The sequence below is a fragment of the Actinocatenispora rupis genome (assembly GCF_016861975.1).
Lineage (GTDB): Bacteria > Actinomycetota > Actinomycetes > Mycobacteriales > Micromonosporaceae > Actinocatenispora > Actinocatenispora rupis.
The window spans coordinates 251,277-273,474 of sequence record NZ_BOMB01000004.1 but is presented as its reverse complement, the minus strand read 5'-3'; the positions used below and the strand labels follow the sequence as shown (position 1 = coordinate 273,474).

The 22,198-nt window shown below is 72.0% G+C and carries 25 protein-coding genes and 1 pseudogene; 16 read left to right on the top strand and 10 right to left on the bottom strand.

Translation table 11 applies throughout. From position 1 onward, the window contains the following. Positions 1 to 111: 111 nt before the first annotated feature. Positions 112 to 366 carry a hypothetical protein gene (locus Aru02nite_RS05065; RefSeq protein ID WP_203655264.1) on the bottom strand — a complete coding sequence of 85 codons (255 nt, stop codon included), beginning with the start codon at positions 364 to 366 and terminating at the stop codon, positions 112 to 114. Between the two features lie 42 nt (positions 367 to 408). Continuing rightward, positions 409 to 570 carry a hypothetical protein gene (locus Aru02nite_RS05060; RefSeq protein WP_203655263.1) on the bottom strand — a complete coding sequence of 54 codons (162 nt, stop codon included), beginning with the start codon at positions 568 to 570 and terminating at the stop codon, positions 409 to 411. A 41-nt stretch (positions 571 to 611) separates the two neighbouring features. On the opposite strand from Aru02nite_RS05060, the pseudogene Aru02nite_RS37430 reads away from it, so the two are divergent. Together Aru02nite_RS37430 and Aru02nite_RS05050 are read left to right on the top strand one after the other, a co-directional pair. Then, positions 612 to 1,054, top strand: a pseudogene (locus Aru02nite_RS37430) (ATP-binding protein); the annotation flags it as partial. Between the two features lie 59 nt (positions 1,055 to 1,113). Continuing rightward, a complete protein-coding gene (locus Aru02nite_RS05050; RefSeq protein WP_203655262.1) occupies positions 1,114 to 2,199 on the top strand; it encodes a hypothetical protein in 1,086 nt (361 codons plus the stop codon). Positions 2,200 to 2,419: 220 nt separating this feature from the next. Here the strand turns inward: Aru02nite_RS05050 and Aru02nite_RS05045 are convergent, their stop codons facing one another. The 3 genes from Aru02nite_RS05045 to Aru02nite_RS05035 form a co-directional block, all read right to left on the bottom strand. Further along, a complete protein-coding gene (locus Aru02nite_RS05045; protein ID WP_203655261.1) occupies positions 2,420 to 3,136 on the bottom strand; it encodes a hypothetical protein in 717 nt (238 codons plus the stop codon). 684 nt (positions 3,137 to 3,820) lie between these two features. After that, positions 3,821 to 4,099: a hypothetical protein gene (locus Aru02nite_RS05040; protein WP_203655260.1), complete on the bottom strand. Its 279-nt coding sequence runs from the start codon at positions 4,097 to 4,099 to the stop codon at positions 3,821 to 3,823. Positions 4,100 to 4,492: 393 nt separating this feature from the next. Beyond that, positions 4,493 to 5,335, bottom strand: coding sequence for a sugar nucleotide-binding protein (locus Aru02nite_RS05035; protein ID WP_203655258.1), 843 nt, complete (start codon positions 5,333 to 5,335; stop codon positions 4,493 to 4,495). A 150-nt stretch (positions 5,336 to 5,485) separates the two neighbouring features. Here Aru02nite_RS05035 and Aru02nite_RS05030 point away from each other — a divergent pair, with 150 nt between their 5' ends. Continuing rightward, on the top strand, positions 5,486 to 5,959 hold the full coding sequence (locus Aru02nite_RS05030; protein WP_203655256.1) for a GNAT family N-acetyltransferase: 474 nt from the start codon (positions 5,486 to 5,488) through the stop codon (positions 5,957 to 5,959). Between the two features lie 111 nt (positions 5,960 to 6,070). Here the strand turns inward: Aru02nite_RS05030 and Aru02nite_RS05025 are convergent, their stop codons facing one another. Continuing rightward, a complete protein-coding gene (locus Aru02nite_RS05025) occupies positions 6,071 to 7,276 on the bottom strand; it encodes an MFS transporter (RefSeq protein ID WP_203655254.1) in 1,206 nt (401 codons plus the stop codon). Between the two features lie 57 nt (positions 7,277 to 7,333). On the opposite strand from Aru02nite_RS05025, the gene Aru02nite_RS05020 reads away from it, so the two are divergent. Continuing rightward, complete coding sequence (locus Aru02nite_RS05020; RefSeq protein ID WP_203655252.1) at positions 7,334 to 7,651, top strand: ArsR/SmtB family transcription factor; 318 nt, start codon at positions 7,334 to 7,336, stop codon at positions 7,649 to 7,651. Between the two features lie 245 nt (positions 7,652 to 7,896). Here Aru02nite_RS05020 and Aru02nite_RS05015 read toward each other — a convergent pair whose 3' ends face one another. Then, positions 7,897 to 8,454 carry a maleylpyruvate isomerase family mycothiol-dependent enzyme gene (locus Aru02nite_RS05015; protein WP_203655250.1) on the bottom strand — a complete coding sequence of 186 codons (558 nt, stop codon included), beginning with the start codon at positions 8,452 to 8,454 and terminating at the stop codon, positions 7,897 to 7,899. A 73-nt stretch (positions 8,455 to 8,527) separates the two neighbouring features. On the opposite strand from Aru02nite_RS05015, the gene Aru02nite_RS05010 reads away from it, so the two are divergent. Next, a complete protein-coding gene (locus Aru02nite_RS05010) occupies positions 8,528 to 9,130 on the top strand; it encodes a TetR/AcrR family transcriptional regulator (protein WP_203655248.1) in 603 nt (200 codons plus the stop codon). 134 nt (positions 9,131 to 9,264) lie between these two features. On the opposite strand, the gene Aru02nite_RS05005 is transcribed toward Aru02nite_RS05010, so the two are convergent. Beyond that, a complete protein-coding gene (locus tag Aru02nite_RS05005) occupies positions 9,265 to 9,618 on the bottom strand; it encodes a winged helix-turn-helix transcriptional regulator (RefSeq protein WP_203655246.1) in 354 nt (117 codons plus the stop codon). A 180-nt stretch (positions 9,619 to 9,798) separates the two neighbouring features. Here Aru02nite_RS05005 and Aru02nite_RS05000 point away from each other — a divergent pair, with 180 nt between their 5' ends. The 4 genes from Aru02nite_RS05000 to Aru02nite_RS04985 all read left to right on the top strand — a co-directional run bounded on the left by Aru02nite_RS05000 (position 9,799) and on the right by Aru02nite_RS04985 (position 13,128). Further along, entirely contained in the window at positions 9,799 to 10,359 is a 561-nt protein-coding gene (locus Aru02nite_RS05000; RefSeq protein ID WP_203655245.1) for an NADPH-dependent FMN reductase, read from the top strand. Between the two features lie 192 nt (positions 10,360 to 10,551). Further along, positions 10,552 to 11,415 (top strand): IclR family transcriptional regulator, encoded by an 864-nt coding sequence (locus tag Aru02nite_RS04995; RefSeq protein WP_239076415.1) that lies wholly within the window; start codon positions 10,552 to 10,554, stop codon positions 11,413 to 11,415. 237 nt (positions 11,416 to 11,652) lie between these two features. Continuing rightward, on the top strand, positions 11,653 to 12,402 hold the full coding sequence (locus tag Aru02nite_RS04990; protein ID WP_203655243.1) for an alpha/beta fold hydrolase: 750 nt from the start codon (positions 11,653 to 11,655) through the stop codon (positions 12,400 to 12,402). A gap of 9 nt (positions 12,403 to 12,411) precedes the next feature. After that, a complete protein-coding gene (locus Aru02nite_RS04985; protein ID WP_203655242.1) occupies positions 12,412 to 13,128 on the top strand; it encodes an alpha/beta fold hydrolase in 717 nt (238 codons plus the stop codon). Positions 13,129 to 13,243: 115 nt separating this feature from the next. Here Aru02nite_RS04985 and Aru02nite_RS04980 read toward each other — a convergent pair whose 3' ends face one another. Then, positions 13,244 to 14,128 carry an SDR family oxidoreductase gene (locus tag Aru02nite_RS04980; RefSeq protein ID WP_203655241.1) on the bottom strand — a complete coding sequence of 295 codons (885 nt, stop codon included), beginning with the start codon at positions 14,126 to 14,128 and terminating at the stop codon, positions 13,244 to 13,246. A 60-nt stretch (positions 14,129 to 14,188) separates the two neighbouring features. Here Aru02nite_RS04980 and Aru02nite_RS04975 point away from each other — a divergent pair, with 60 nt between their 5' ends. Then, a complete protein-coding gene (locus Aru02nite_RS04975; protein WP_203655240.1) occupies positions 14,189 to 14,755 on the top strand; it encodes a TetR/AcrR family transcriptional regulator in 567 nt (188 codons plus the stop codon). A 158-nt stretch (positions 14,756 to 14,913) separates the two neighbouring features. On the opposite strand, the gene Aru02nite_RS04970 is transcribed toward Aru02nite_RS04975, so the two are convergent. Further along, complete coding sequence (locus Aru02nite_RS04970) at positions 14,914 to 15,666, bottom strand: SDR family oxidoreductase (RefSeq protein ID WP_203655239.1); 753 nt, start codon at positions 15,664 to 15,666, stop codon at positions 14,914 to 14,916. Between the two features lie 82 nt (positions 15,667 to 15,748). On the opposite strand from Aru02nite_RS04970, the gene Aru02nite_RS04965 reads away from it, so the two are divergent. The 6 genes from Aru02nite_RS04965 (at position 15,749) to Aru02nite_RS04940 (ending at position 22,190) form a co-directional block, all read left to right on the top strand. Beyond that, entirely contained in the window at positions 15,749 to 16,144 is a 396-nt protein-coding gene (locus Aru02nite_RS04965) for a winged helix-turn-helix transcriptional regulator (RefSeq protein WP_275408581.1), read from the top strand. A 458-nt stretch (positions 16,145 to 16,602) separates the two neighbouring features. After that, positions 16,603 to 17,157: an NADPH-dependent FMN reductase gene (gene ssuE / locus Aru02nite_RS04960; RefSeq protein WP_203655235.1), complete on the top strand. Its 555-nt coding sequence runs from the start codon at positions 16,603 to 16,605 to the stop codon at positions 17,155 to 17,157. Then, on the top strand, positions 17,154 to 18,758 hold the full coding sequence (locus Aru02nite_RS04955; RefSeq protein WP_239076407.1) for an ABC transporter substrate-binding protein: 1,605 nt from the start codon (positions 17,154 to 17,156) through the stop codon (positions 18,756 to 18,758). Before ssuE ends, Aru02nite_RS04955 begins: the two co-directional genes overlap by 4 nt. 3 nt (positions 18,759 to 18,761) lie before the next feature. Beyond that, positions 18,762 to 19,709, top strand: coding sequence for an ABC transporter permease (locus Aru02nite_RS04950; protein WP_203655233.1), 948 nt, complete (start codon positions 18,762 to 18,764; stop codon positions 19,707 to 19,709). A gap of 10 nt (positions 19,710 to 19,719) precedes the next feature. Then, positions 19,720 to 20,577, top strand: a complete 858-nt coding sequence (locus Aru02nite_RS04945; protein ID WP_239076406.1) for an ABC transporter permease — start codon at positions 19,720 to 19,722, stop codon at positions 20,575 to 20,577. After that, entirely contained in the window at positions 20,574 to 22,190 is a 1,617-nt protein-coding gene (locus tag Aru02nite_RS04940) for a dipeptide ABC transporter ATP-binding protein (protein WP_203655231.1), read from the top strand. Before Aru02nite_RS04945 ends, Aru02nite_RS04940 begins: the two co-directional genes overlap by 4 nt. Positions 22,191 to 22,198: the final 8 nt, after the last annotated feature.

The window sequence follows — 22,198 nt, the reverse complement described above, 5'->3', positions numbered from 1 at the left end:
CCGCGGTGAGCAGGTGGATCGGCGTCGCGCTGATGCATCACGATCGCGTCGTCGGGGGCGGTGCGGACCCTGCCGGGCAAGCGGGATTGTCCGGGGTTCGGCTGGTGTACGTCAGAACTGGTTCTCGTGTGTGCTCGGCCGAAACCAGTCGCGGGACTCGACGGGCACGACCAGGAACCAGAGGGTGGCGACGCTGATCGCGGCCATCAGTAGTTCGAGCCCGGCCAGCGGCAGGGGCCCCCGGCCGGCGGCGAACACGATGGCGCTGGGCAGCCCTTCGAGGAAGCCGTATGCGCAGCCGCAGATCGCCAGTACCCGGGGTCCACGGTGGCCCTTGAGCAGCCCCGGTACGGACAGCCCCTCCATGAGGTGTTCAGCGGTGCTCCGGGTGCGGTCGCTCCTGGGCGGTCAGGACAGGTGCGCGATGTCGCTCTGGTCGGACCGCAGCGCGTCCAGGGTCACCGGATTGATGTAGCGACGGTCGATCCGGACGTTGTGATGCTGGCGGCGGAAATCTCCGACGACGTCGTTCTTCCGTACTGCCGGTCCCGACGTCCTCGCAGCCTTCACGGCGGCGTTCCTCGCCGACGGCACCGGGGCGCGTTCCTGCGTTGAAGGCCCCATCGCTGGGGCAACCCGTCGGACGGCTGGCCGAACGCGCCCGCGCCGAGTCCTGGATGTACGAGGAGTTCCTCGCCGCCTGACTGCGACGCGAGGTCGCTGCCGGCGAGCCCCACGGAGGGGAGGGCCGCATCCGTTCCGGGCGGTTCTCGGCACGGAAACCGTTGGAGGAGTTCGACTTCGCCCACCAACGCTCAGTCGAACGCGACAGGACCACCCACCTCGTAACCCTGGATTTCGTTGCCGCGAAAGAGAACATGGCGCTCCTCGGGCCACCTGGGACCGGGACGACACACCTGTCGACCGGGCTCGGGATACGCGCCTGCCAGGCCGGGCACCGGGTCGCGTTCGCCACCGCGGCCGGATGGGTTGCCGCCTCGCCGACGCCCGCCACGCCGGGAAGCCGCAGCCCAAGCTCGTGCGGGCGGTTCGGCACTGCCCGGGCGAACCCGCGCCACTGGGACGTTTCGTCCGCGCCGCTACGGTGGTGCGATGACCGACCCGGAGACGTCCTTCCGCGAGCGGCAGCCTCACCGCGACTGGGAGATCGACGATGTACTGCGCCCGCTGCCGCACCTCCCCCCAGGCCACCGGCAGCGCCGGGAGCGGGTCATTGCGTTGCTGGACCGGGTGACCGACGAGGCAGACCAACACCACCTCGACTACCGGCGCGCGCTGTGCTTTCTCTCCTCCGACGAGTTCTCGCTGGTCGTTGACGCGCTCGCGCGCGCTGGCAGCGGGCGTCTCGCCGAGTCGCTGGGCCTCACCGTCCACCGCGGAGACGGGCTGCGGCCGCGGACGGCGGTACTGGTCGGCATGGTGGCCAGCGGCGTTGCCGGTCCTGGTGCGGCGGCCAAGCGAGACGGCGGTCGGTGGGCGGCCAGCGCTGCCGACCAGTTGCTGGCGGGCGGACCGGAGTCCCGCGACGCGGCGCTCGACACAACGCTGCTGCTCCGCCGCGCTCAGGAACTCGACGCCGCCGAGCCGCTCGGGCCCACCTTCGTCGATGAGTGCTCGTGGTACGCGGTGCCGACCGGTGACCAAGCGGCGGTGCTCGACGCGTGCCGGCTCACCGGCGCCGTACCGGTCGGGTTCCGGGAAGGCGCCGCGTTGTTCGACGCGGTCCTGGCGCCGGATACGGCGGTGCTGGTCACCCCGGCGTTCGACGGGTGGACCTTGCTGGTGAAGCCTGGGGGCCTCGACATCGACCTCGGCGCGCTCAGCGCCCGCTTCGGGGCGGCCCACGCGTACGGCCACGGGTTTCAGAGTGGCTGCGGTGACTACTCGACGTGGACTGTCGCGGAGCACGGCACGGTCCTGCAGTCGTGCTACTACGACCTGTACGGCAACGACCGCATGGGGCCGGCGAGCCGTACCGAGATGCTGGCATGGGTGAACGGGCGGCGACCGGAGACGCCGCGGCTCCTGGCCGCCGATGATCCCGCCTCCGACAACCCGTACGGCTGGGAGTTCGCTGCTGAGGACATCGCGCACCGCCTGTCGGTCTCGCTGAACCGGATCGGGCCGCACACCACGGTGGCGGGAACCTCGCTGCTCGCGACTCCGATCGCGTCGTGACGACCTGATCGCAGTACCGGAGTCGTCAAGCAGACCCGGCAACCGGCAGGTGCGCGCCGACCAGCTTGGTACCCACTCCTGGGCGCCTTGCGTCCGGGCGGCGTCGAGACCGTACTTCCGGGTCCGGGCACGGAACGCCGCCGGCCAACGGCAGGGTGCCGCGCTGCCGAGCGCCGCGGCCCATCACCTGTGTCGGCCGCGGCCCTTCCGGGAACTGCGGTCAGGGCCGTCGCAGAGCCGCGGACAGCCACCGTGCGAGGTGGACATCGCGATCGAGGGCGTACGGCTCGAAGGTCCGTTCGGTGGCAAGAGTCAGGTCGTTGTCGCACAGGCTCCAGGTATCCAGCTGGCGGTTCAGGTGCGCGTCGATGATGGGACGGGTGAGCAGCGTCCGAGCCGCCTCAGGAGCGGGGGAACCGGCCCGGACCTGGGCGTCGAAGGCCGGGTGACCGCTGAGTACGGGGCGGATGGGCGCCGGTGAGGGCAGCTCGCCGAACCGCGCCGGCAGCCACCGACCGTCGTCGACCAACGGCTCGTGCCGACGGACATGCAGGTTGGGCCAGGCGCCGGGAAGGTGGAGGATGACCACCGTGAGCCAGACCGGGACCTTGACGCTGCCGCTGCGCTGGGTACCGCCGCTCTGGTCGGGGACGATGCGGGTGCCCTGCACCTGGTAGGAGCAGATCGCCACGGTCGCCGCCAGTTCGGGGGAACGGTAACTGGCGGAGCAGTGCACGGTGAAGCCGCGGTTGCCGACCGCCAACCTGTCACGCCATGGCGCGGTCGCCTCGCCCGGGTGGAACCGCCAGCCGCGGGCCGTACTCCAGCCGTACAGGGCCTCGGTGCACCACGCGACCTTTGCCGCAGCAGCGCGCCATCGGCGGCGACGGTCGCGCACTCCCGCTGCGATGATCGCCACCACGATGACGACGAACACGCCGAACCCGGCGGCGACGAGGCCGACCGGCGGTCCGCCACCGCCGCGCAGCGCCAACAACCCAGCGGGCAACGACGTCGCGTTGGCCCAGACCACGTTGGCCCCGAACACTGTCACTCCAAACTGCGCCGCTCACGATGTCGAGCCGGGTCAGGCGCTGGCGAGAGGGGGTCATGACCGCCCGGGCGGCAGCATACGTGCCGTGCAGGGTGGTCATCCGTGCGATGAGGTCGAGACTTCCGCGCCGTGGGTGTTGCGGGCACCGTAGCGAATCTCGACGGTCGCGTCCTGGACGCGGATGAGGAGGAACGCGCCCGGTCGCGGGTGTGCTGTCGGCAGGGCCGTCGACCATCAGGAACTCCCTGTCGCGTACCTGGTCGACGGCCAACCCTCTCGACGCTCGGTCGGCGCATCCACGCGGACGTCTCTCAGGCCGAGCAGCGGCGCGCCGCTGCCGACCATCCCTGGTCGATGTCGGCGTACAACACGCAGAAGGCCGCCGCGGTCATCCAGATCCTGCGAACAGCGGGACTTCCCCAGCCGCGGCCGACCAACCGGGCGGCGCCGGCCACGCCGAGGACTGACCCACCTTGGCATCGAACGGCGTTGCAGCGACGCCGTCGACAGCTGTTCCGGCCGGTGCTGGACAGCCAACGAGGTGACCCATGTACGGCGGGCGCAGGATCAGGTGAGCCGTCCGGTGGTCGTGAGGATCGCGTACGTGATGATGCCGGCCGGTACGCCGAAGAGGAGGACGCCGAGGATCGAGCGGTGTCCGGCGGCGAAGCCGACGAGGAAGTACATGAAGCCGTGGGAGATGCCGAGCAGCACTGTGTACCAGGTGATCGCGCCGGCGCGATGGTGGGCGATGAGCAGGGTGGCGACGAACACGACGACGAGCAGGACGCTGCCGATCACGTAGGCGCGCCGTTGGTCCTCCGCGGCACGGCGATCGTTCGACATCACGCATCCCTCCAGCCTGTCTCGCCGTGAAAGGCTATCCGTCCCGTACGGCTGCGCTGGGTTGGCTCGGTGGACGCCGCGGTGTGCGGAGTGCAGCGCCCGGAGACTCGCGGGTCGTGCCGCTCCGGGCAATCCACGGCGGGAAGGCTTCAGGACTGCCGGGCCGTCCGACGGGGGCGATGCCCGCTGCGGCGTGGCCAGTGTTCGGTGTGTTCGCGGAAGGAAGCTGTCCATGAGCCGGGCTACGGCGTCGTCGGTCCACGGGATCGACCGTGCGGTCACGGTCCGCGACCCGCAGATCCCTGATGCGCAGCCGCTCGGCCCACACGTCACACCCCTCGATGCTCACCGATCCCTTGCAGCGCCTCGGGCTTGAGGCGGCGGGGCTCTGATCTACCGGTGTGGCGCGTGCGGACCGCCGATGAAGTCGTGCACGCCCCGAAGCCGGGTGCGCAGGAGCGAGACGGCTCTCCTCGTGCTCAGCCGTACGTCGGCCGCCATGCGCGTGCCCGAGTCCGCGATCGTCGCCGCTGGTATCCGGACCGGGTCGAGCCCTTCCCGCTGCGCGACCAGTACGCCGAGGTCGTAGCGGCTGATGGGATCGGCGCCGGCGACGTTGAGCACACCGCGGTGGTCGGTGGCGGCCAGTTCGAGGAGGGCATCCGACAGATCGTCGACGTGTACGGGCTTGCGAATCAGGTCCGTGAACAAGGCGCCCTGGACGCGGCCGGCGATCAGGTCCCGTGTGAGGATCTCGTGCTGCCCGCCGCCGTCGCCCACGATCAGCGACGTGCGGACGATGGCGGCGGCGGGATCGATCGCCGCGACCGCCGTCTCGGCGGCGGCCTTCGCGGCTCCGTACGGGTAGATCGGGTCGGGCAGCGCGGACTCGTCGTAGTCGATGTCCCGGCCGGAGAAGACCGCGTCGCTGGACACGTGGACCAGCCGGATCCCCAGCGCGACGGTCGCGACGGCAACATGTGCGGCGCCGTCGGCCATGACCCGCCAGTCGTCCCGTCCGGCGGCGGTGTGGACCACCACGTCGGGACGCACTCGTCGGAGCAGCTCGTGCACCGTGGCCCGGTCGCGGATGTCCAGCCGTTCGCTCGGCACCGCGGTCGAGGATGCCGCGCGGAAGCAGGTGCCCACGACCGACCAGCCGGCAGCTGCTGCCCGCCGGGCCACCCGGGCACCGAGGTGACCGGTGACACCAGTGACCACGAGCCGATCAGCCATGGCCATGCACCATACCGGCGCCCTGGCGAACACCCGTGGCCCAAGACCACCGCCGCGATTCTGGGGACGGTCGTACTCACCGGCGGTCGGGCGGCCGCGCACCAGCGGGTCGGCGATCTGTCGTAACCGCAACGGATATCGTGTCATCCCGTGACCGTCATCGTGCGCGGGTACGAGCCGCAGGACGCCGAGCCGACGTGGACCGCGTACTTTCGGGCGGTCCGCGACACCGCCTCTCGTGACTACTCGCCGGAGCAGGTCGCCGCGTGGGCGCCGGCCTCGGTCGATCTCATGGAGTGGAACGAGCGCCGGTTGGCCGCTCACACGTTCGTCGCGACGATCGAGCGACGGGTCGTCGGGTTCAGCGATGTGACGGACGACGGCCTGCTCGACATGCTCTTCGTGCACCCCGACGCCGCCGGCCGCGGCATCGCCCGCACCCTCCTCGCAGCCGTGGTCGAGAAGTCCCGCGAACTGGGTCTGTCCCGACTCCGCACCCATGCGAGCCGAACGGCGCGCCCCGCCTTCGAACGCTTCGGATTCGAGGTCGACCGTACCAACGCCGAGAACTGGATCCGTGGCGAGAACCTGCCCAACTACGACATGCATCTGCACCTCGACTGAACGCCTCCGAAGGCGTGGCAGCGCTCGTGTTCTTGACTGCCGCGCATTGCAACCAAGCAGGCACCACGGGAGATCAGCGCCGGATTCCCGTTGCCGTACCGGGTCGTCGGGTCAGGCGCCGGTGCTCGTCATCTGCTTGGCTGGGCTGGTGGTGGCGCGGCGTTCGGGGGCGGTTGACCACGCGACGGCCAGTACGGCGACGGTGAGGGCGGCGGCGGCTGGGGCGAGCCACCGGGCTCCGGCGGTCGACAGGACCACGCCGCCGAGTACCGCGCCGAGTGCGGCGCCCACGTAGATCATCGAGCCGTTGAGGCCGAGCGCGACGGCGGCGACGTCGCCGCCGGCTGCGTACACGCGGTTCTGTTGGGGGATGAACAGGAAGGACCCGACGACGCCGAGGCCGAACAGCATGGCGAGGGTCGGCACGTACCAGTGCTGGACGGCGCCGAGGCCGGCGGTGACCCCGATCGTGACCGCCAGTGCCGCGGTGAGGGCCGGCAACGGACCGACCCGGTCGGTGATCCGGCCGACGATGCGGTTGCCGGTGAAGAACCCGACGCCGAAGGCGAGCAGCGCGATCACGACGGCGTCGGCGGTGGTCCGGCTGGTGCCGACGACCGCCGAGGCGTACGACGTGACGAGGTACATCGGCATGAGGACGAGGGCGCTGACCATGAGCAGTAGCAGGATGCGGGGGTTGGTGAGGACCCCGACCCGACTGCGCAGCGACGTGGCCGGAAGGGTGACCCGCGGTACGGCGAGCCAGGCGAGTACGGCGGCGAGTCCGGCCAGCGCCACGATCGTCCACATCGTGCCGCGCCAGCCGAGCCACTGGCCGATGAGCAGCCCGAACGGCACCCCGAGTACGGAGGCGAGGCTCGAACCGGCGCCGATCACGGCGAACGAGCGCGCGCGGCGTTCGGGCCGGGACAGTACGCCGGCCACGGCAAAGGCGTTGGCCTGGAATCCCGCCGCCCCGAGCGCCGCCACGACGCGCCCCGCGAGGACGATCCCGTACGTGGGGCCGGCCGCCTGCAGGATCATGCCGGCCAGGAAGACGAGCATGCCCGCGCCGATCACGACCCGCCGGTCGAGGCGCCCCGTGGCGGTGGCGATGAGCGGCGAGCCGATCGCGTACGCGGCGGCGAAGGCGGTGGTGAGCTGTCCGGCCGCGGCGACGCTGACCGACAGGTCCGCGGCGATCGGCGACAACAGGCCGGGCAGGACGAACCCGTCCACGCCGAGTACGAACGTGCCGACGGCGAGCACGGCCAACCGCCCCGTCGACAGATCGTTTGATGCTTGTCGAATGGTCACGCGGTGGAGACTAGGCTATCGTTCGATGAGCGTCAAAGAATTTGGTGGAGGTGACCGATGTCTCGCACGCTGCCCGAGCCGTCGGCCGACTCCCTCGACCTGACCGTCGTACTCAGCGCGCTCGCCGACCCCGCCCGCCGCGCCCTGATGGCCGCGCTCTACCGCAACGCGGAACCGGTCGACTGCTCGGCCGTCGTCGCCGAGACCGACCTCGACCTGAGTACGCCGACCATCTCCCACCACTACCGCGTCCTCCGCGAGGCCGGCCTGACGCGCACCGTCGCGCAGGGCCGGAAGCGGATCGTCACCGTACGACACGACGACATGGAGGCCCGCTTTCCCGGCCTGCTCGCCGCGGTACTCGCCCCGCGCTGAGCGCCGGCGTGCCCGTACCGGCCGCTGGTGCTGTGAGGGGGTGCGGCATGGTGGGGAGCGGCAGAACCACGCCCACCGTGGGGCATCGCCGACGCGAACGCTTTCCCTTTACCAGAGCCAATGTGCGGCTCGATCGTGGTCTGAATGGGTGCCGGACTGATCGGCCCCGCGGCGAGGCCGGCGGAATCCCGCGTGCGGGCCAACGCCCCGGGATGGGGCGTCGACAGCAGGGGATGCTGGCGGTGTCAGGTGCGGTTGGCGGACCAGTGTGGGTCGCGGCCGAGCAGGGCGACGATCTGGTCCAGTACCGGAGCGGTCGGCCCGCTGTCGACGCGTGGACCGTAGGCGCGGCCCGGCCCGGTCAGTGGACCGCCGGTGTTGGCCTGGGCGAGGGGCAACGCCGCATCGAGCAACCCGGCCGGTACGGCCATGGCTGTGTCGGTCGCTTGAGCGAGGTCCCACCGGTGTACGAGCATGTCGACCAGGTGTACGCCGAGGAGCCAGTCGGTCGAGGTGGGGCCACGTCCGGGCAGGTGCAGCGTCGGGCCGGCGGCGGCCACCGCGGTGACCCACCGGGTGGCGATGAGGGGAAAGTCGTCGCGTGGATCCTCCGCGGGGCTGTCGAGTGGCGGCAACAGGGTACGGATCGCTGCCTCGTGCCGTTCGTTCATGTGTCGGAGCAGGTCTGCCACCGTCCAGCCGGCACACGGCGTGGGGTTCGCCAGCGCGGTGTCGGGGATCAGAGCCACGTCGTGTCCCAGCAGGACGAGAGCGGTCGCATCGAGGCGGAGAAGATCGGTCACGGCTGGGCCAACTTTCGTCGACGGTCGCGGACAGACATCACAATAGCGGACGGTCGTACGCTATTCTGCGGGCATGTCACCCCGCAACTCGGCCGCGGAAGCGGAGCGGACCCGCGCGCGCATCGTCCGGGCGGCCGTCGACGATGCCTCCCGCCTCGGCCTTGAGGGCCTGACCATCGGCGTACTTGCCCAGCGACTCGGGATGAGCAAGGCCGGGCTGGTCGGCCCGTTCGGTTCCCGGGAGGCTCTGCTCCGCGCCGCGCTCGACGAGGCTGGTGCGGTGTTCCGGGCCGCGGTGATCGAGCCGCTGGCCGACGTACCGGCGGGTCGGAAGCGCCTCGCTCGGCTGATCTCCGCCTGGGTGCGCTACCTGGCCGACTGTCCCTTCCCGGGTGGCTGCTTCTTCACCGCGGCCTCGACCGAGCTCGACGGTCGGCCCGGTGCGCTGCGCGATCACCTCCGTGCCACGATCACCGCTTCGCGTCACCGACTGGCGGACGAGATCGCGGCCGCGCAGGCCGAGACGCCCGGCCCGCACCGGCCGCCGGACGAGGTGGCCACCACCCTGATCGGACTGGCCATGGCAGCCAACCAGGAGATCCAACTGCTCGCCGACCCGTCGGCCGCGGCACGCGCCGAAGCCGCCATGCGCCACGCGGCCAACCTGTACCCGTGACGCTCGCGAGTGGCGCAGTCGGCCTGGCATGCGGCGTCGTGGGACGGCGCGGTGGTGATCGCGATGCGGCCGCCGCGCAGTGTGTCCCGGGCAACGCGGCCGTTGATGCGGTGGCCGACCGTGCCAGCGGACGATTACGACGACGCGCTCTCGTCGCGCTCCTCGACCCAGGCGGCGAGGTCGGTGAGTACCGTCAGCAGCCACGATCCGTCGGGCGTCAGTGCGTACTCGACGCGGGGAGGTACCTCGGCGTACGCGGTCCGCGAGACGAGGCCGTCCTGCTCAAGGGTTCGTAGGGTGTGTGTGAGCATCCGGTGTGAGATCCCGTCGACGCTGTGCAGTACAGCCGTGAAACGGCGCGGACCGTCCATGAGCCGCGTCATGACGAGCATCGACCACTTGTCGCCGATCCGCCGCAGGATCAGGCGCGTACGTTCCCGGCTGCGCGCGTCGGCGCATCGTGGTACTCGTTCGGCCGCGTCGGTCATGGTCCCAGTATCGCCGGCCGGTGCGGGGTTCCGTGGCCACGAGATCGACGGGACGCGAAGGTAACCGACGCACTTAAAAGTGCGTGATGCGGGAGCGGAAGACGCCGCGGCGCGACCACGTTGGCGGTGGCAGAAGGGCCAGGACAGGCCCTCTCCACAACCCCCATGGAAGGAAACGCCGTGAGCACAATCGGCATCATCGTCGGCAGCACCCGGCCGGGGCGCTACAGCGAGCAGGTCGCCCACTGGGTACTCGACCGCGCGCAGGGACGCGAGTCCCGCTACGAACTGGTCGACCTCGCCGAGGTCGGGCTCCCGCACCTGGACGAACCCGTGCCGGCCTCCGCCGGGCAGTACGCCCACGAGCACACCCAGCGGTGGTCCACGCGCATCGCGGCCCTGGACGGGTTCGTGTTCGTGACACCGGAGTACAACCACGGCATCCCCGGGGTGTTGAAGAACGCCATCGACTACCTGTACAGGGAATGGAACGACAAGGCCGCCGGGATCGTGAGCTACGGCGTCACGGGCGGCGCACGAGCGGCCGAGCAACTGCGGCAGATCGCCGCCGAACTACGGCTCGCGACCGTACGCGCCCACGTACCGTTGAGCTTCCACCACGACTTCCGCGAGTTCACCACGCTCGCTCCCGAGCCGCACCAGGAATCGCTGCTGAGCGACCTGCTCGGTGAGGTCGAGGCGTGGACCGGAGCGCTGGAGCCGCTGCGAAAGGCCGCGTAGCAGCGCGGCCCCGGCGCTCGGTGCGACGACATCGAGCGTGCCGATGTGCCGGGGCCCTGGGCCTGCAGAGTCGGGGAGCCGGCAGCACGCGGCTGCAACGGGTCGAGATGTCCGATGACGCAACGGTTCTGGCTGACGGCGCCGGCCCGAATGCGCCTCGCCACTGGCGCCGAGCTTGATCGCGTGACCGGGATGGTGGACGGTACGCGCGATCCGACGAAGGATGGTCGGGTGGCGCAGAACAACGTGGGTACCGGAAGCAGCGTGGCGGGCAGGATCTTCCTGGTGTTGGACGCCTTCGTGGGGGCGGAAGGTTCGTTGCGGCTGACCGACATCGCCGGCCGGACCGGTCTGCCGATGCCGACGGCCCTGCGCATGGTCCGCGAACTCGTGGCGTGGGGCGGCCTGGCCCGGCTCGCGGACGGTTCGTACCGGCTCGGTGAGCACATCTGGGCCCTGGGCTCGCTGTCGCCGTGTCTGCGCCGCCAGCGGGACCTGGCGCGGCCCTTCCTGCACGAGCTGGCCGGAAAGCTCGGCGGGGCGGCCGAACTCGCGGTCCGGGAAGGAACCGAGGCGCTGATCGTCGACCAGATCTGCGCCCCGACCGTACGTCCCGGCCACCGTCGGCTCGACACCCGCGTCCCCTTGTACGCGACCGGGGTTGGCCGGGTCCTGCTGGCGCACGCACCGGGCACGGTGCTGCGGGAGGTGTCGTCGGGCGGCTTCACCCGCTTCACCGCGTTCACCGTCGACTCGGCCGCCCGCCTGTCCCGTCACCTCGAACGGATCCGTACGGGCGGCATCGCGCGGGTCCACGAGGAACTGCGGCTGGGGGCGGTTTCCGTCGCCGCACCGGTGCGCCATCCCGAGCTCGGTGTCATCGCCGCGATCGGGGTGGTGGTGCCGACCACGACACCGACGGCCCGTGTCGAGTCCGCCGTGCGCGCGGCCGGAAACCGGCTCAGTACGGCGATGGCGGCGGCGTCCGCGCCGGAGGTCGCGGGTCCGTCCCGCCGTGCCCCGGCGCCGCCCGCTCGGCAAGGACCGCTCCGCTGATCGTGCGTTCACCGTACGGGGGACGGCGAACCTGCGGCGGATGCCGTGGTGGCACAGGGATCCTGCACGCCCGGAGGACCCGACGAGGGTGAGACAGGCCCGGGCTTTCACTCAGTGACAGTCGGCTCTTCACCTGCACCCGCGGCGCGGGGGATCGTCTCGTCAACGGTCCGCGTCCCCGGCTGCAACCTGGCTCGCGGCCCGACGCTGTGTCGTACCCGTTGGGGGTGAACGGAGTTGAAGCTGCACACCGTCGAGTGGGGTGCCGGCCCGCGGTACGCGGTGCTGGTGCACGGGCTGTTCAGTGATGCCACGTGCTGGCACCGGCTCGGCCCGGCGCTCGCCGGCCTTGGCTACCACGTGCTCGCCCCCGATCTGCGCGGTCACGGCGGGAGCCCCCGGGGGCACTACAGTCCGCACGACTGGGCCGACGACCTCGCGGAGACCGTGGCGTTCCGCCCCGAACTGGCCATCGGCCACTCGCTGGGCGGACTGGCCCTCGGACTTGCCGCCGAGAGCCTCCGCCCGGACACTGCTGTGTACCTCGATCCCGCGTGGCGCATGACAACCGAGCAGGCGTACGCCTCCGGTGCCGCGTGGTCGCGCTGGCTGACGTGGACCCGGCGGGAGGAGCTGCGACGCGAACTCGGCTCGCGGTGGCCCGACCGCGACGTCGAGCTCCGCTGGGCGTCGATGTGGCGGACCGATCCCGATGTGATCGCCGGACTGGCCGCCACCGGCTACGACCACTCGCCCCGCCGCGCGGGCACGCCGAGCCTGGTCCTCGCGGCCGATCCGAGCGAGTACGTCACGGCCGACCATGCGGCGGATCTGCGCCGCCGGGGGTTCGTCGTGGAAACGCTGGCCGGCTCGGGCCATTCGGCGTTCCGCGAGGACCACACCCGCGTACTCGACCGGCTCCGTACCTGGCTCGCCGCGGTCACCCGGCCGGCCGCCGCGGGGCGAACCGTCCACGAGAAAGCGTGAGGACACCGGATGACACGTCTGCACATCACCGAATGGGGCCAGGGCGACCGGATCGCCGTGCTCGTTCACGGCCTGTCGGGCAGCTCCGCGACCTGGTGCGAGGTGGGCCCCGCGCTCGCCGCCCGCGGCTTCCACGTCCTCGCCCCCGATCTCGCCGGGCACGGTCACAGCCCACGCGGACGGTACAGCCGGGAACGGTGGGCCGAGGACCTCGTCGACACCCTTCCCGTCGGCGCGGACCTCGTGGTCGGCCACTCCCTCGGCGGAGTACTGCTCGCGATGGTCGTCGACCAGCTGCGTCCGGCCACCGCCGTGTACGAGGATCCGGCCTGGTATCCGACCGCGGAGGGGTACGGCGCCGGCATGCCCGCCATCGCGGCGAGCAGACACCTCACCGACGACGACCTCGCGCGTGCTTTCCCGTACTGGAGCGTCGATGCCCGCGCCGCCAAGCGCACCGCCCTGCAGCAGTGGGATCCGGCGACCACGGGGATGCGGTTCGTCGAGACCGCCTACGTTCCGGTGCTGCCGATCGTGCCCTCCCTGGTACTGCTCGCGGATCCCAGCGCGCTCGTCACACCTGCGCGGGCCGAACAGTTCGCGGCGGCCGGCTTCGAGCTGCGCACCGTTCCCGGCACCGGTCACAACGTCCACCACGACAACCCGAGCGGGTACCTCGACGCGCTCGATGCATGGCTCGTACGCCATCCCGGAGGCCGGCGCTGAGGGATGGGGCTGGCGGGCGTTCGTGTCCGTGCCGTGAGGACGGCCCCGCCGCCCGTCGGTGTCGCGATGGCTGCGGCGGCAGGACCTTCCGTCCCGATCGATGGTCGCGGGTGCGCTACGCGTCGCGACCTCGCGCGGTGGCGTGGACGGGCGGCGGGGTGTCCTTCAGGAACGCGGCGAAGCTCCGGGGCGGCCGGCCGGTCAGTCGTTCGACGTCGTCGGTCGTGGCGGCCAAGCTGCCGCGCGCGACGTCGGCGTACAGCGCGGCCACGTCTGCCGCGAACCCGGCCGGCACGCCCTGCGCGGTCAGGCGGGCGACGAACTCGTCGCCGGGCAGGTCGATGTAGCGGACCGGACGGCCCCAGGCCGCCGACAGCTGGTCCGCGATCTCGTTGTGGGTCAGTGCCTCGGGGCCGGTGAGCGTGAACGTGGCGCCCGGCCGGGGTGGTCCGGTCAGCAGCGCCGCAGCGCTCGCCGCGATGTCGAAACAGTCCACATAGGACACTCGGGCGTCGCCGTACGCGCCGAGCAGGTCACCGTCGGCGGTGAAGGCGCCGGCGCCGGTGACGAAGTTCTGCATGTAGCCGCTGGGTCGCAGTGTCGACCACGTCAGTCCGGACCTCGCCAGGTGTCGTTCGATGTCCCAGTGCGCGCCTTCGGCCAGTCGCCCGCCGGGCTTCGCGCCCCACACCGAGATCTTCACGACCCGCGACACGCCGGCCGAGACCGCCGCGTCGATCGCCGCCTTCTGCTGGCCGATCATCGGCTGCTCACCCTCGGTCGGTACGGCACCGCCGGCGTTGAGGAGCAACCGGTCGACGCCGTCCAGCGCGGCGGCGACCGACGGCGGGTCGTCCAGATCGCCGACCGCGTACTCGACCCCCAGCGCACGGCCCCTCGCCGGGTCGCGTACGAACGCGCGCACCGGTTCCCCGCGCCGGCGCAGTTCTCGTACGAGCGGGGTGCCGATCGAGCCTGTTGCGCCAAGTACCAGAATCACCGCGTCCTCCAATATCGAGGTATCCTCGAATTCGAGGGTACCTCGGAATAGGAGGGACGGATGTCCACGAGGACGGGGCGAGCGCCGCGTGCGGATGCGCGCCGCAACGCGGCACGGCTGCTCGCCGCCGCCGACGAGGCGTTCCAGCAGATCGGCACGGATGCGTCGCTGGAGGCGATCGCCCGTGAGGCCGGCGTGGCGATCGGCACCCTGTACGGTCACTTTCCCGATCGGCGGGCACTGATCGCCGCGGTGCTCCGGGAGCGGCACGACGCGCTGTTCGCCGTGGGGGAGCGCGTGCAGGTCGATCGGCCACCGGCGGACGCACTGGCCTGCTGGGTACGCGCCGTCGCCGAACACGCCGCCACGTACCGCGGGTTGGCTGAGGTGATCGCCGGCAGTCGCGGCGACCAGGCGTCCGACCTCCACGCCGACTGTGTCCGGTTGGAGTCGCTGACGCGACGGATCGCCGCCCGCGCCCGTCGCTCGGGGGTGTTGCGTCGCAGCGCCACCAACGACGATTTGACCGCGCTGATGAACGCGGCGGCGTGGGTCCGTGTCCACCACTCACCGCGCCAGGCCGATCGGCTGGTCGCCGCCACTCTCGCCGGTCTGCGCCCGGCCTGACCCGAGATACAGCCCACGCTTTCCGCCCGCGGCTCGACCAGGCCTGGTACCAGAACGAACGGCGCGATCGGCCGGTGGAGTGGAGTGCGGCTCGGCCGGACGCTTGATGATCCTCGACGGCAGCCGCGCCGCCGGTTGGTGCTGTGACCGGCGGTCGGTCAGGGCGCGGTGAGGACGCGGAAGCCGGCGTCGACAGGGATGCGGGTGCCGGTGACGGCGCGCCAGTCGGTACCGAGCAGCGCCGCGATCACGCCCGCCACATCGTCGGGTTCGAGCATCCGGTGCAGTACCGAGCGGGCCGCTCGGTGCTCGGCGTCCTGACTCGTGATGCTGTGGGCGGTCGCGTCGGTACGGACCGCGCCGGGCGCGACCACCGTCACGCCGATGCCGTACGGTCCGGCTTCCGCGGCCACGTGCCGGGCGTACGCCTCCAGCGCCGACTTGGCCGCGGCATGGGCGGCGGCGCCCGGGCGGGTCAGTTCGGCGCTCAGGCTGGACACGTACACGATGCGGCCGGAGCCAGTGCGGCGCATCGGTGTGAATGCCCGCTGGGTGACGTGGAACGCGGCGGCGAGTTCGCGGTCCAGTTTGGCGCGGAAGTCGGACCAGGCCATCGTTTCCAGTGGCGCGAACGGCGGTGGCACGTTGGCGTTGCAGACCAGCGCGTCGAGTCGGCCGTACTGCGCGAATGTGGTGTCCATCAGGCTGTCCGCCTGGCGCGGGTCGCACACGTCCGCGGGGACGGCGAGCGCTGTGCCGCCGGCTGATTCGATGTCGGCGACCACGGTGTCGGCGGCGTTCGCATCGGTGCGGTAGTTGACCACGACGCGGTATCCGCGACGGCCGAGCGTACGCGCGGTCGCGGCGCCGATGCCGCGGCCCGCGCCGGTGACCAGTGCGACCGGTTCCATGCCTGCCTCCTTCGTCGTGGTCGACGGTAGGACGCCGCACTCACTTCTGGTAAGCACATACCGGGAGGTAAGCTCGGAACTCGTGGGGAAGTCTGCAGGTAAGGGCGCCGCGCGCCGGCCGGTCGGTGACGTGTTCCACAGCGACTGCCCGGCGCGCATGGTGCTCGACCATGTCACCGGGCGATGGGGGGTGCTCATCCTGACCGCGCTGCGCGGCGGCGATCTGCGCTTCCATGAGCTGCGCGGCCGCATCGAGGGCATCAGCGACAAGATGCTGTCCCAGACGCTGCGCGTGCTGGTGCGCGACGGCCTGGTCCGACGTACGGTCGAGCCGGCCGCGCCGCCGCGTGTCAGCTATGCGCTCACCGGTTTGGGGGAAGGCGTCACCGAGCCGCTGGGGGCGCTCACCGGATGGATCCGTACCCATGCCCGGCAGATCCTGACCGCGCAGGATGCCTACGACAGGGCCACACCGTGATTCACCAACCCGTCCTCCCGTGACGGTCGACGCGCGCGACAGCGCGGACGTGCCCGCCCGCCGGCCGACGATCCCACCCCGCAATCGCGAACGTGCCGGTGCGGCGCGTACATCGCCGCTGGCGTAAGGAATCCGGGTGAGGGGAGCCACGGTGGGACGACCCTTGACGAATTCCCTACTCATCTGGTCGACTTATGTCGTGACGTACAGGCCACGGCTCGTGACCCGCGGCCACATCGACTTCGGCCGGGTGTGGTCGGCCTCCTGTCACCGCTGACACGAGGAACCGAGACCCCTCCTCGACGACCTACCGCGCCCAGCCCCGATCCCACCGGGCCGGCGCCCCTCCGCCGCGTCCGTCCCACCGGACGGCCGCGCACCCCGCCCTCCCCGCCACCCGGTCGCCGCCAGCCTCCGACCGGGCGGTGGACGCTGCCCCACGACAACGGAGGTGCCCCATGGCATCCGTGCTCCTCCTGTCCGGAAGCCCGGCCGAGCAGTCCCGCACCACCGCGGTACTCGGCGTGGTCGCCGAGCGCCTGCGCGCCGCCACCCACTCGGCACACGTACTGCGCATCCGCGACGTACCGGCCGCCGACCTGCTCGCCGCGCGCACGAGTACGCCCGCCGTCGCCGCCACCGTCGACGCGGTGCGTGCCGCGGACGCTCTGGTGGTCGGCACACCGATCTACAAAGCCGCGTACTCCGGACTGCTCAAGGCGTTTCTCGACGTACTGCCCGAGAAGGCGTTGGCAGGCAAGGCCGTGCTGCCCATCGCCACCGGTGGCACGCTCGCGCACCTGCTCGCCGTCGACTACGCGCTGCGCCCGGTACTCACGGCCCTCCGCGCACCGCACGTACTGCCGGGGTTCTTCGTGCTGGACCGGACCGTCCACATCGGACAGACCGGGCGCGCGGAACTCGACCAGGACACCGCCCGCGGACTGGACGCCAGCGTCGACGCCTTCGTCACGGCGCTGCCGGTACGGCCGAGTCTGGCGCGGGCGTCGTGAGGCGCCGACTGCGGATCGGCGCCGCGGGCGGCGTACTGCTCGCTTTCGCGGCGGCCGGCTGCTCCAACGGTACGAACGGCGCCGCGTCGGCCGGGCCGCCCCGCCCGGGCGGCACGCTGACCCTCGGCATCGCCATCAACCCCGAGTGCGTCGACCCGCAACAGGCCGGCGCCAACGGCGAGGTGAACGTGGCCCGGCAACTGGTCGACTCGCTGACCGACCAGGACCCGCGTACCGGGGCACTGCGGCCGTGGCTCGCCACGTCCTGGCGAAGCTCGGCCGACGCCACCCGGTTCACCTTCCACCTGCGGAAGGGCGCGACGTTCAGCGACGGTACGCCGGTCGATGCCGCGGCGCTGCGGGCGAACCTGGACGGGATCGTACGGCTGGGCGCCCGGTCGCCGATCGCCGGCAGCTACCTCGCCGGATACGCCGGGACCACCGTGGACGACCCGTACACGGCGACGGTGCGGTTCCGGACGCCGAGCGCGCAGTTCCTCCAGGCCACGTCCACGCCGTCGCTCGGCCTGCTGTCACCCCGGTCGGTGGCGGCGGATCCGGGCGGACGGTGCCACGGTACGCGGCTCGTCGGCTCCGGCCCGTTCGTGTTCTCCGGCTACCAGCAGAACCAGCAGGTGGTGCTGCGGAAGCGATCCGGGTACGACTGGGGCTCGCCGCTGTGGCGCCACCACGGCGCGGCGTACCTGGACCGGATCGTGTTCCGGGTGCTGCCCGAGCCGGGTGTGCGGACCGGAGCGGTGCAGTCCCACCAGGTCGACGCGATCACCGACGTACAGCCGTCCGACGAGGCGACGCTGACGAAATCCGGTGTCACCGAACTGATCCGGGCCAATCCCGGATTCGTGTTCAGCCTCTACCCGAACGTTTCCCGCGCCCCGCTCAAGGATCCCGTTGTACGTCAGGCGATCCAGCTCGGGGTGAACCGCCGCGAGGTCGTCGACACCGTCCTGACCCGCAGCTACCGCCCGGCCAGCAGCGTGCTCGCCCGGTCGACACCGACCTACACCGACCTGTCGGCGAAGCTCGCGTACGATCCGGCCGCGGCCCGGGCGGCGCTGGCGCGAGACGGCTGGCGCGCCGGCGCCGGCGGCATCCGTACGAAGGCGGGCCACGCACTGCGGGTGGACGTCGTGTTCACCGCCACCTTCAACCAGAGCCAGCAGGTACTCGAACTGGTGCAGCAGCAACTCCGGGCGATCGGCGTCGACCTGCGGCTGCGGCCCACCACGCCCGGCGAGCTGACCAGCGTCCAACAGGCCGGCACGTACGACTTCTCCTGGGGCAACCTCACCCGGGCCGACCCGGACATCCTCCGCACCCTGTTCTCGACGAGGTTCCACAATGCCGACCGGCTCACCGACAGCCCGCTGGAGAAGGACCTGACGGCGCAGGCGGCCACGCTCGACCCGGAACGCCGCGCGGCGCTCAGCGCCCGGGTACAGACCGCGCTCGTCGCGGGCGGGTACGCGATCCCGGTGTTCGAACTGACCCAGGTCGTGGGCCTCGGACCCACCGCGCACGGGATCGGCTTCGAGGCGTCCTCCCGGCTGCAACTGCACGACGCGTGGACATCGAGGTGAGGCATGCTCCGGTACCTGCTGAGACGGCTGCTGTCGGCGGTGTTCGTGCTGTGGGCGGCGTTCACCGTGTCGTTCCTCGCGCTCTACGCGCTGCCCGGCGACCCGGTGGCGATCATGCTCGACTCCGGCACCGGCGAACAGGGCACGGTCGACCCGGCGCGGGCCGCGGCGCTGCGCCACGAGTACGGGCTCGACCGGCCGTTGCCCGAGCAGTACCTGGACCGGCTGGTGCACGCGGTGCGGGGCGACCTCGGCACGTCGGTACGGTCCGGTACACCCGTCACCCGGACCGTGCTCGACGCGGTACCGCCGTCACTGACGCTGGCCGCCGCCGCACTGCTCCTGGCAGTACTCGGTGGCGTGCTGCTCGCGCTCGCCGCGACCTGGCCGCGCGGGGGATGGCTGCGCCGGGTACTGACCGCGCTGCCCCCGCTGGGGGTGTCGGTGCCGACGTTCTGGGTCGGGCTGGTCCTGGTGCAGGTGTTCTCGTTCCGGCTCGGCTGGCTGCCCGCGTTCGGTGGCACCGGCCCGTCCGGGCTGCTGCTGCCCGCGGTCACGCTGGCGCTGCCGGCCGGTGCGGTTCTCGCCCAGGTACTCGCCCGCGGACTGCGTGGTGCGCTGGCCGAGCCGTACGCGGTGACCGCGCGGGCCAGGGGAGTCGGCCGGGGCAGGCTGCTGCTGCGGCACGCCGCCCGCAACGCGGCGGTGCCCACCGTGACGCTTGCCGGTGTCCTCACCGGCAACCTCGTCGCCGGCACGGTGGTGGTGGAGACGGTGTTCGCCCGCGACGGGCTCGGCCGGCTCACCGTGACCGCGGTGTCCACACAGGACATTCCGGTGGTGCAGGGCGTGGTGCTGTTCGCCGCGGCGGTGTTCGTGGCGGTGAACCTCACCGTCGACCTGCTCGCCCCGGTACTCGACCCCCGGCTCGCCGGGCCGGCCACGGCGTGAGGAGGCGGACGTGACCGTGTTCGCGGATCTGCCGGTACGGGCCGCGCCGGTACGGGGGGCGCTGCGGTTGCTGCGCCGGCCGGACCTGGCGCTGGCGGTTCTGGTCCTCGCGGTCGTGGTGGCCGCGGCCGCGGCGCCCGGCGTGTTCACCGCGCGCGACCCGCTGCGCGGTGTCCCGGCCGACCGCCTTCGCCCGCCCGGCCCGGCCCATCCGTTCGGTACCGACTATCTCGGCCGCGACCTGTACGCCCGCGTGGTCCACGGTGCCGGGGAGTCGCTGCGCGCCACCGTCGTCGCGGTCCTGATCGCACTGGTCGTCGGCACCGTGCTCGGGTTGCTCGCCGGGTTCGTCGGCGGCGCCGTCGACGAGGTACTGATGCGGATCGTCGACGTCCTGCTGGCCATCCCGGGACTGCTGCTGTCCCTGACGGTGGTGACCGTCCTGGGCTTCGGCACCGCACAGGTGGCGATCGCGGTCGGGGTGGCCGGCGTGGCCGGTTTCGCGCGACTGTCCCGCTCGGAGGTGCTGCGGGTCCGACGCACCGGATACGTCGAGGCGGCCCGCGGCGCCGGAGTCCGGTGGTACGGCGTGCTGGCCCGGCACGTCCTGCCGAACGCGACCGGGCCGATCGGCGCGCTCGCCGCACTGGAGTTCGGCACGGCGGTGCTGGCCGTGTCGGCGCTGAGCTTCCTCGGCTTCGGCGCGCCGCCACCCACCCCGGAGTGGGGCGCGCTGGTCGCCGACGGCCGCAACTACCTGGCCGGTGCCTGGTGGCTGGCCACGATGCCGGGCCTGGTCGTCGCCGCAGTCGTCCTCGCCGCCAACCGGATCGGCCGCGCACTCGAACACACCGAGGAGGGCACGTGAGCCTGCTCGACATCCGGAACCTGACCGTCGCGTACGGGCCGCGCACCGTGCTGCGGGGCGTCGACCTGACCGTACGGTCCGGTGAGGTGGTGGCGCTGGTCGGCGAGTCCGGCTCCGGCAAGACCACCCTCGCGCACGCGGTCGTCGGCCTGCTCCCGCGCGGCGGCCGGATCACCGGCGGCCAGGTCCGACTCGACGGCATCGACCTGACCGGGCTCGGTGAACGGTCGCTGCGCGCGGTCCGCGGTGCCCGGATCGGTTTCGTACCACAGGATCCCGGTGTTGCGCTCAACCCGCTGCGCCGGGTCGGGGACCAGGTCGCCGAGGCGCTCGTGGTGCACTCCGCGGCCCCATCCGGCGGCCGGCGCGCGCTCCGCGAGCGGGCCGTGGCGCTGTTGTCCGAGGCCGGGCTGCCCGACGCGGCCGCCCAGGCCCGGCGCCACCCGCACGAACTGTCCGGCGGGATGCGGCAGCGGGTACTCATCGCGGCGGCGCTGGCCTGCCGCCCACCGCTGGTCATCGCCGACGAACCGACCAGCGCGCTGGACGTGACCGTACAGCGCCGCGTACTCGACCACGTCGGCGCGCTCACCCGCGGGCTGGGTACCGCCGTTCTGCTCGTCACGCACGACCTCGCGCTCGCCGCCGAACGCGCCGACCGGGTACTCGTGATGTCCGACGGTGTACTGGTCGAGGAAGGCCCGGCCAGCATGTTCGCCCCGACCCGCCCGCGGGCCGTCGTCGGACCCGGACCCACCGTCGACACCGGTACGGTGCCGCGGCACCCGTACACCCGGCGGCTGGTCGCGGCGTCCCCGGCGTACGCGCCGGACCGGCCGGAGCGTCCCGCACCGGCCCGGACACTGCTCGCCGCAACGGGTCTGCGCCGGGAGTACGGGTCGACCGTGGCACTGTCCGATGTGGATCTGACGGTCGGGATCGGCGAGACCGTCGGCCTGGTGGGCGAATCCGGCTCCGGCAAGTCGACCACCGCCCGGCTCGTCGCCCGGCTGGAACGCGCCGACAGCGGCCGCATCGTCCTGGACGGGGCCGATGTCACCGCGGCCCGCGGCACGACGCTGCGCGCGGTGCGCCGTCGGGTACAGGTCGTGCACCAGAACCCGTACGGCGCACTGGATCCACGGTGGCGGATCGGACCCATCGTCGCGGAACCGTTGCGCGCCTTCGGCATCGGCGACCGCGCGGCCCGCCGGAACCGCGTGGCCGAGCTGCTCGACCAGGTGGCCCTGCCGGCCGACGTCGCCCGACGGCGCCCCACCGAACTGTCCGGCGGCCAGCGGCAGCGGGTCGCGATCGCCCGCGCCCTCGCGCTGCGACCCGACCTGGTGATCTGCGACGAGCCGGTCTCCGCCCTGGACGTCTCCGTCCAGGCGCAGATCCTCGACCTGCTCGACGAGCTGCAACGCGAGCTGGGCCTCGCGTACCTGTTCATCTCCCACGACCTGTCGGTCGTCCGGCGGGTCTGCGACCGGATCGTGGTACTGCGCGCCGGACGCGTCGTCGAGACCGGCCCGACCACGCGGGTGTTCCACCACCCGACCCACCCGTACACCCGTGAGCTACTGGCCGCCGTACCCGGTGCGGCCGCGTGAGGAGGAGA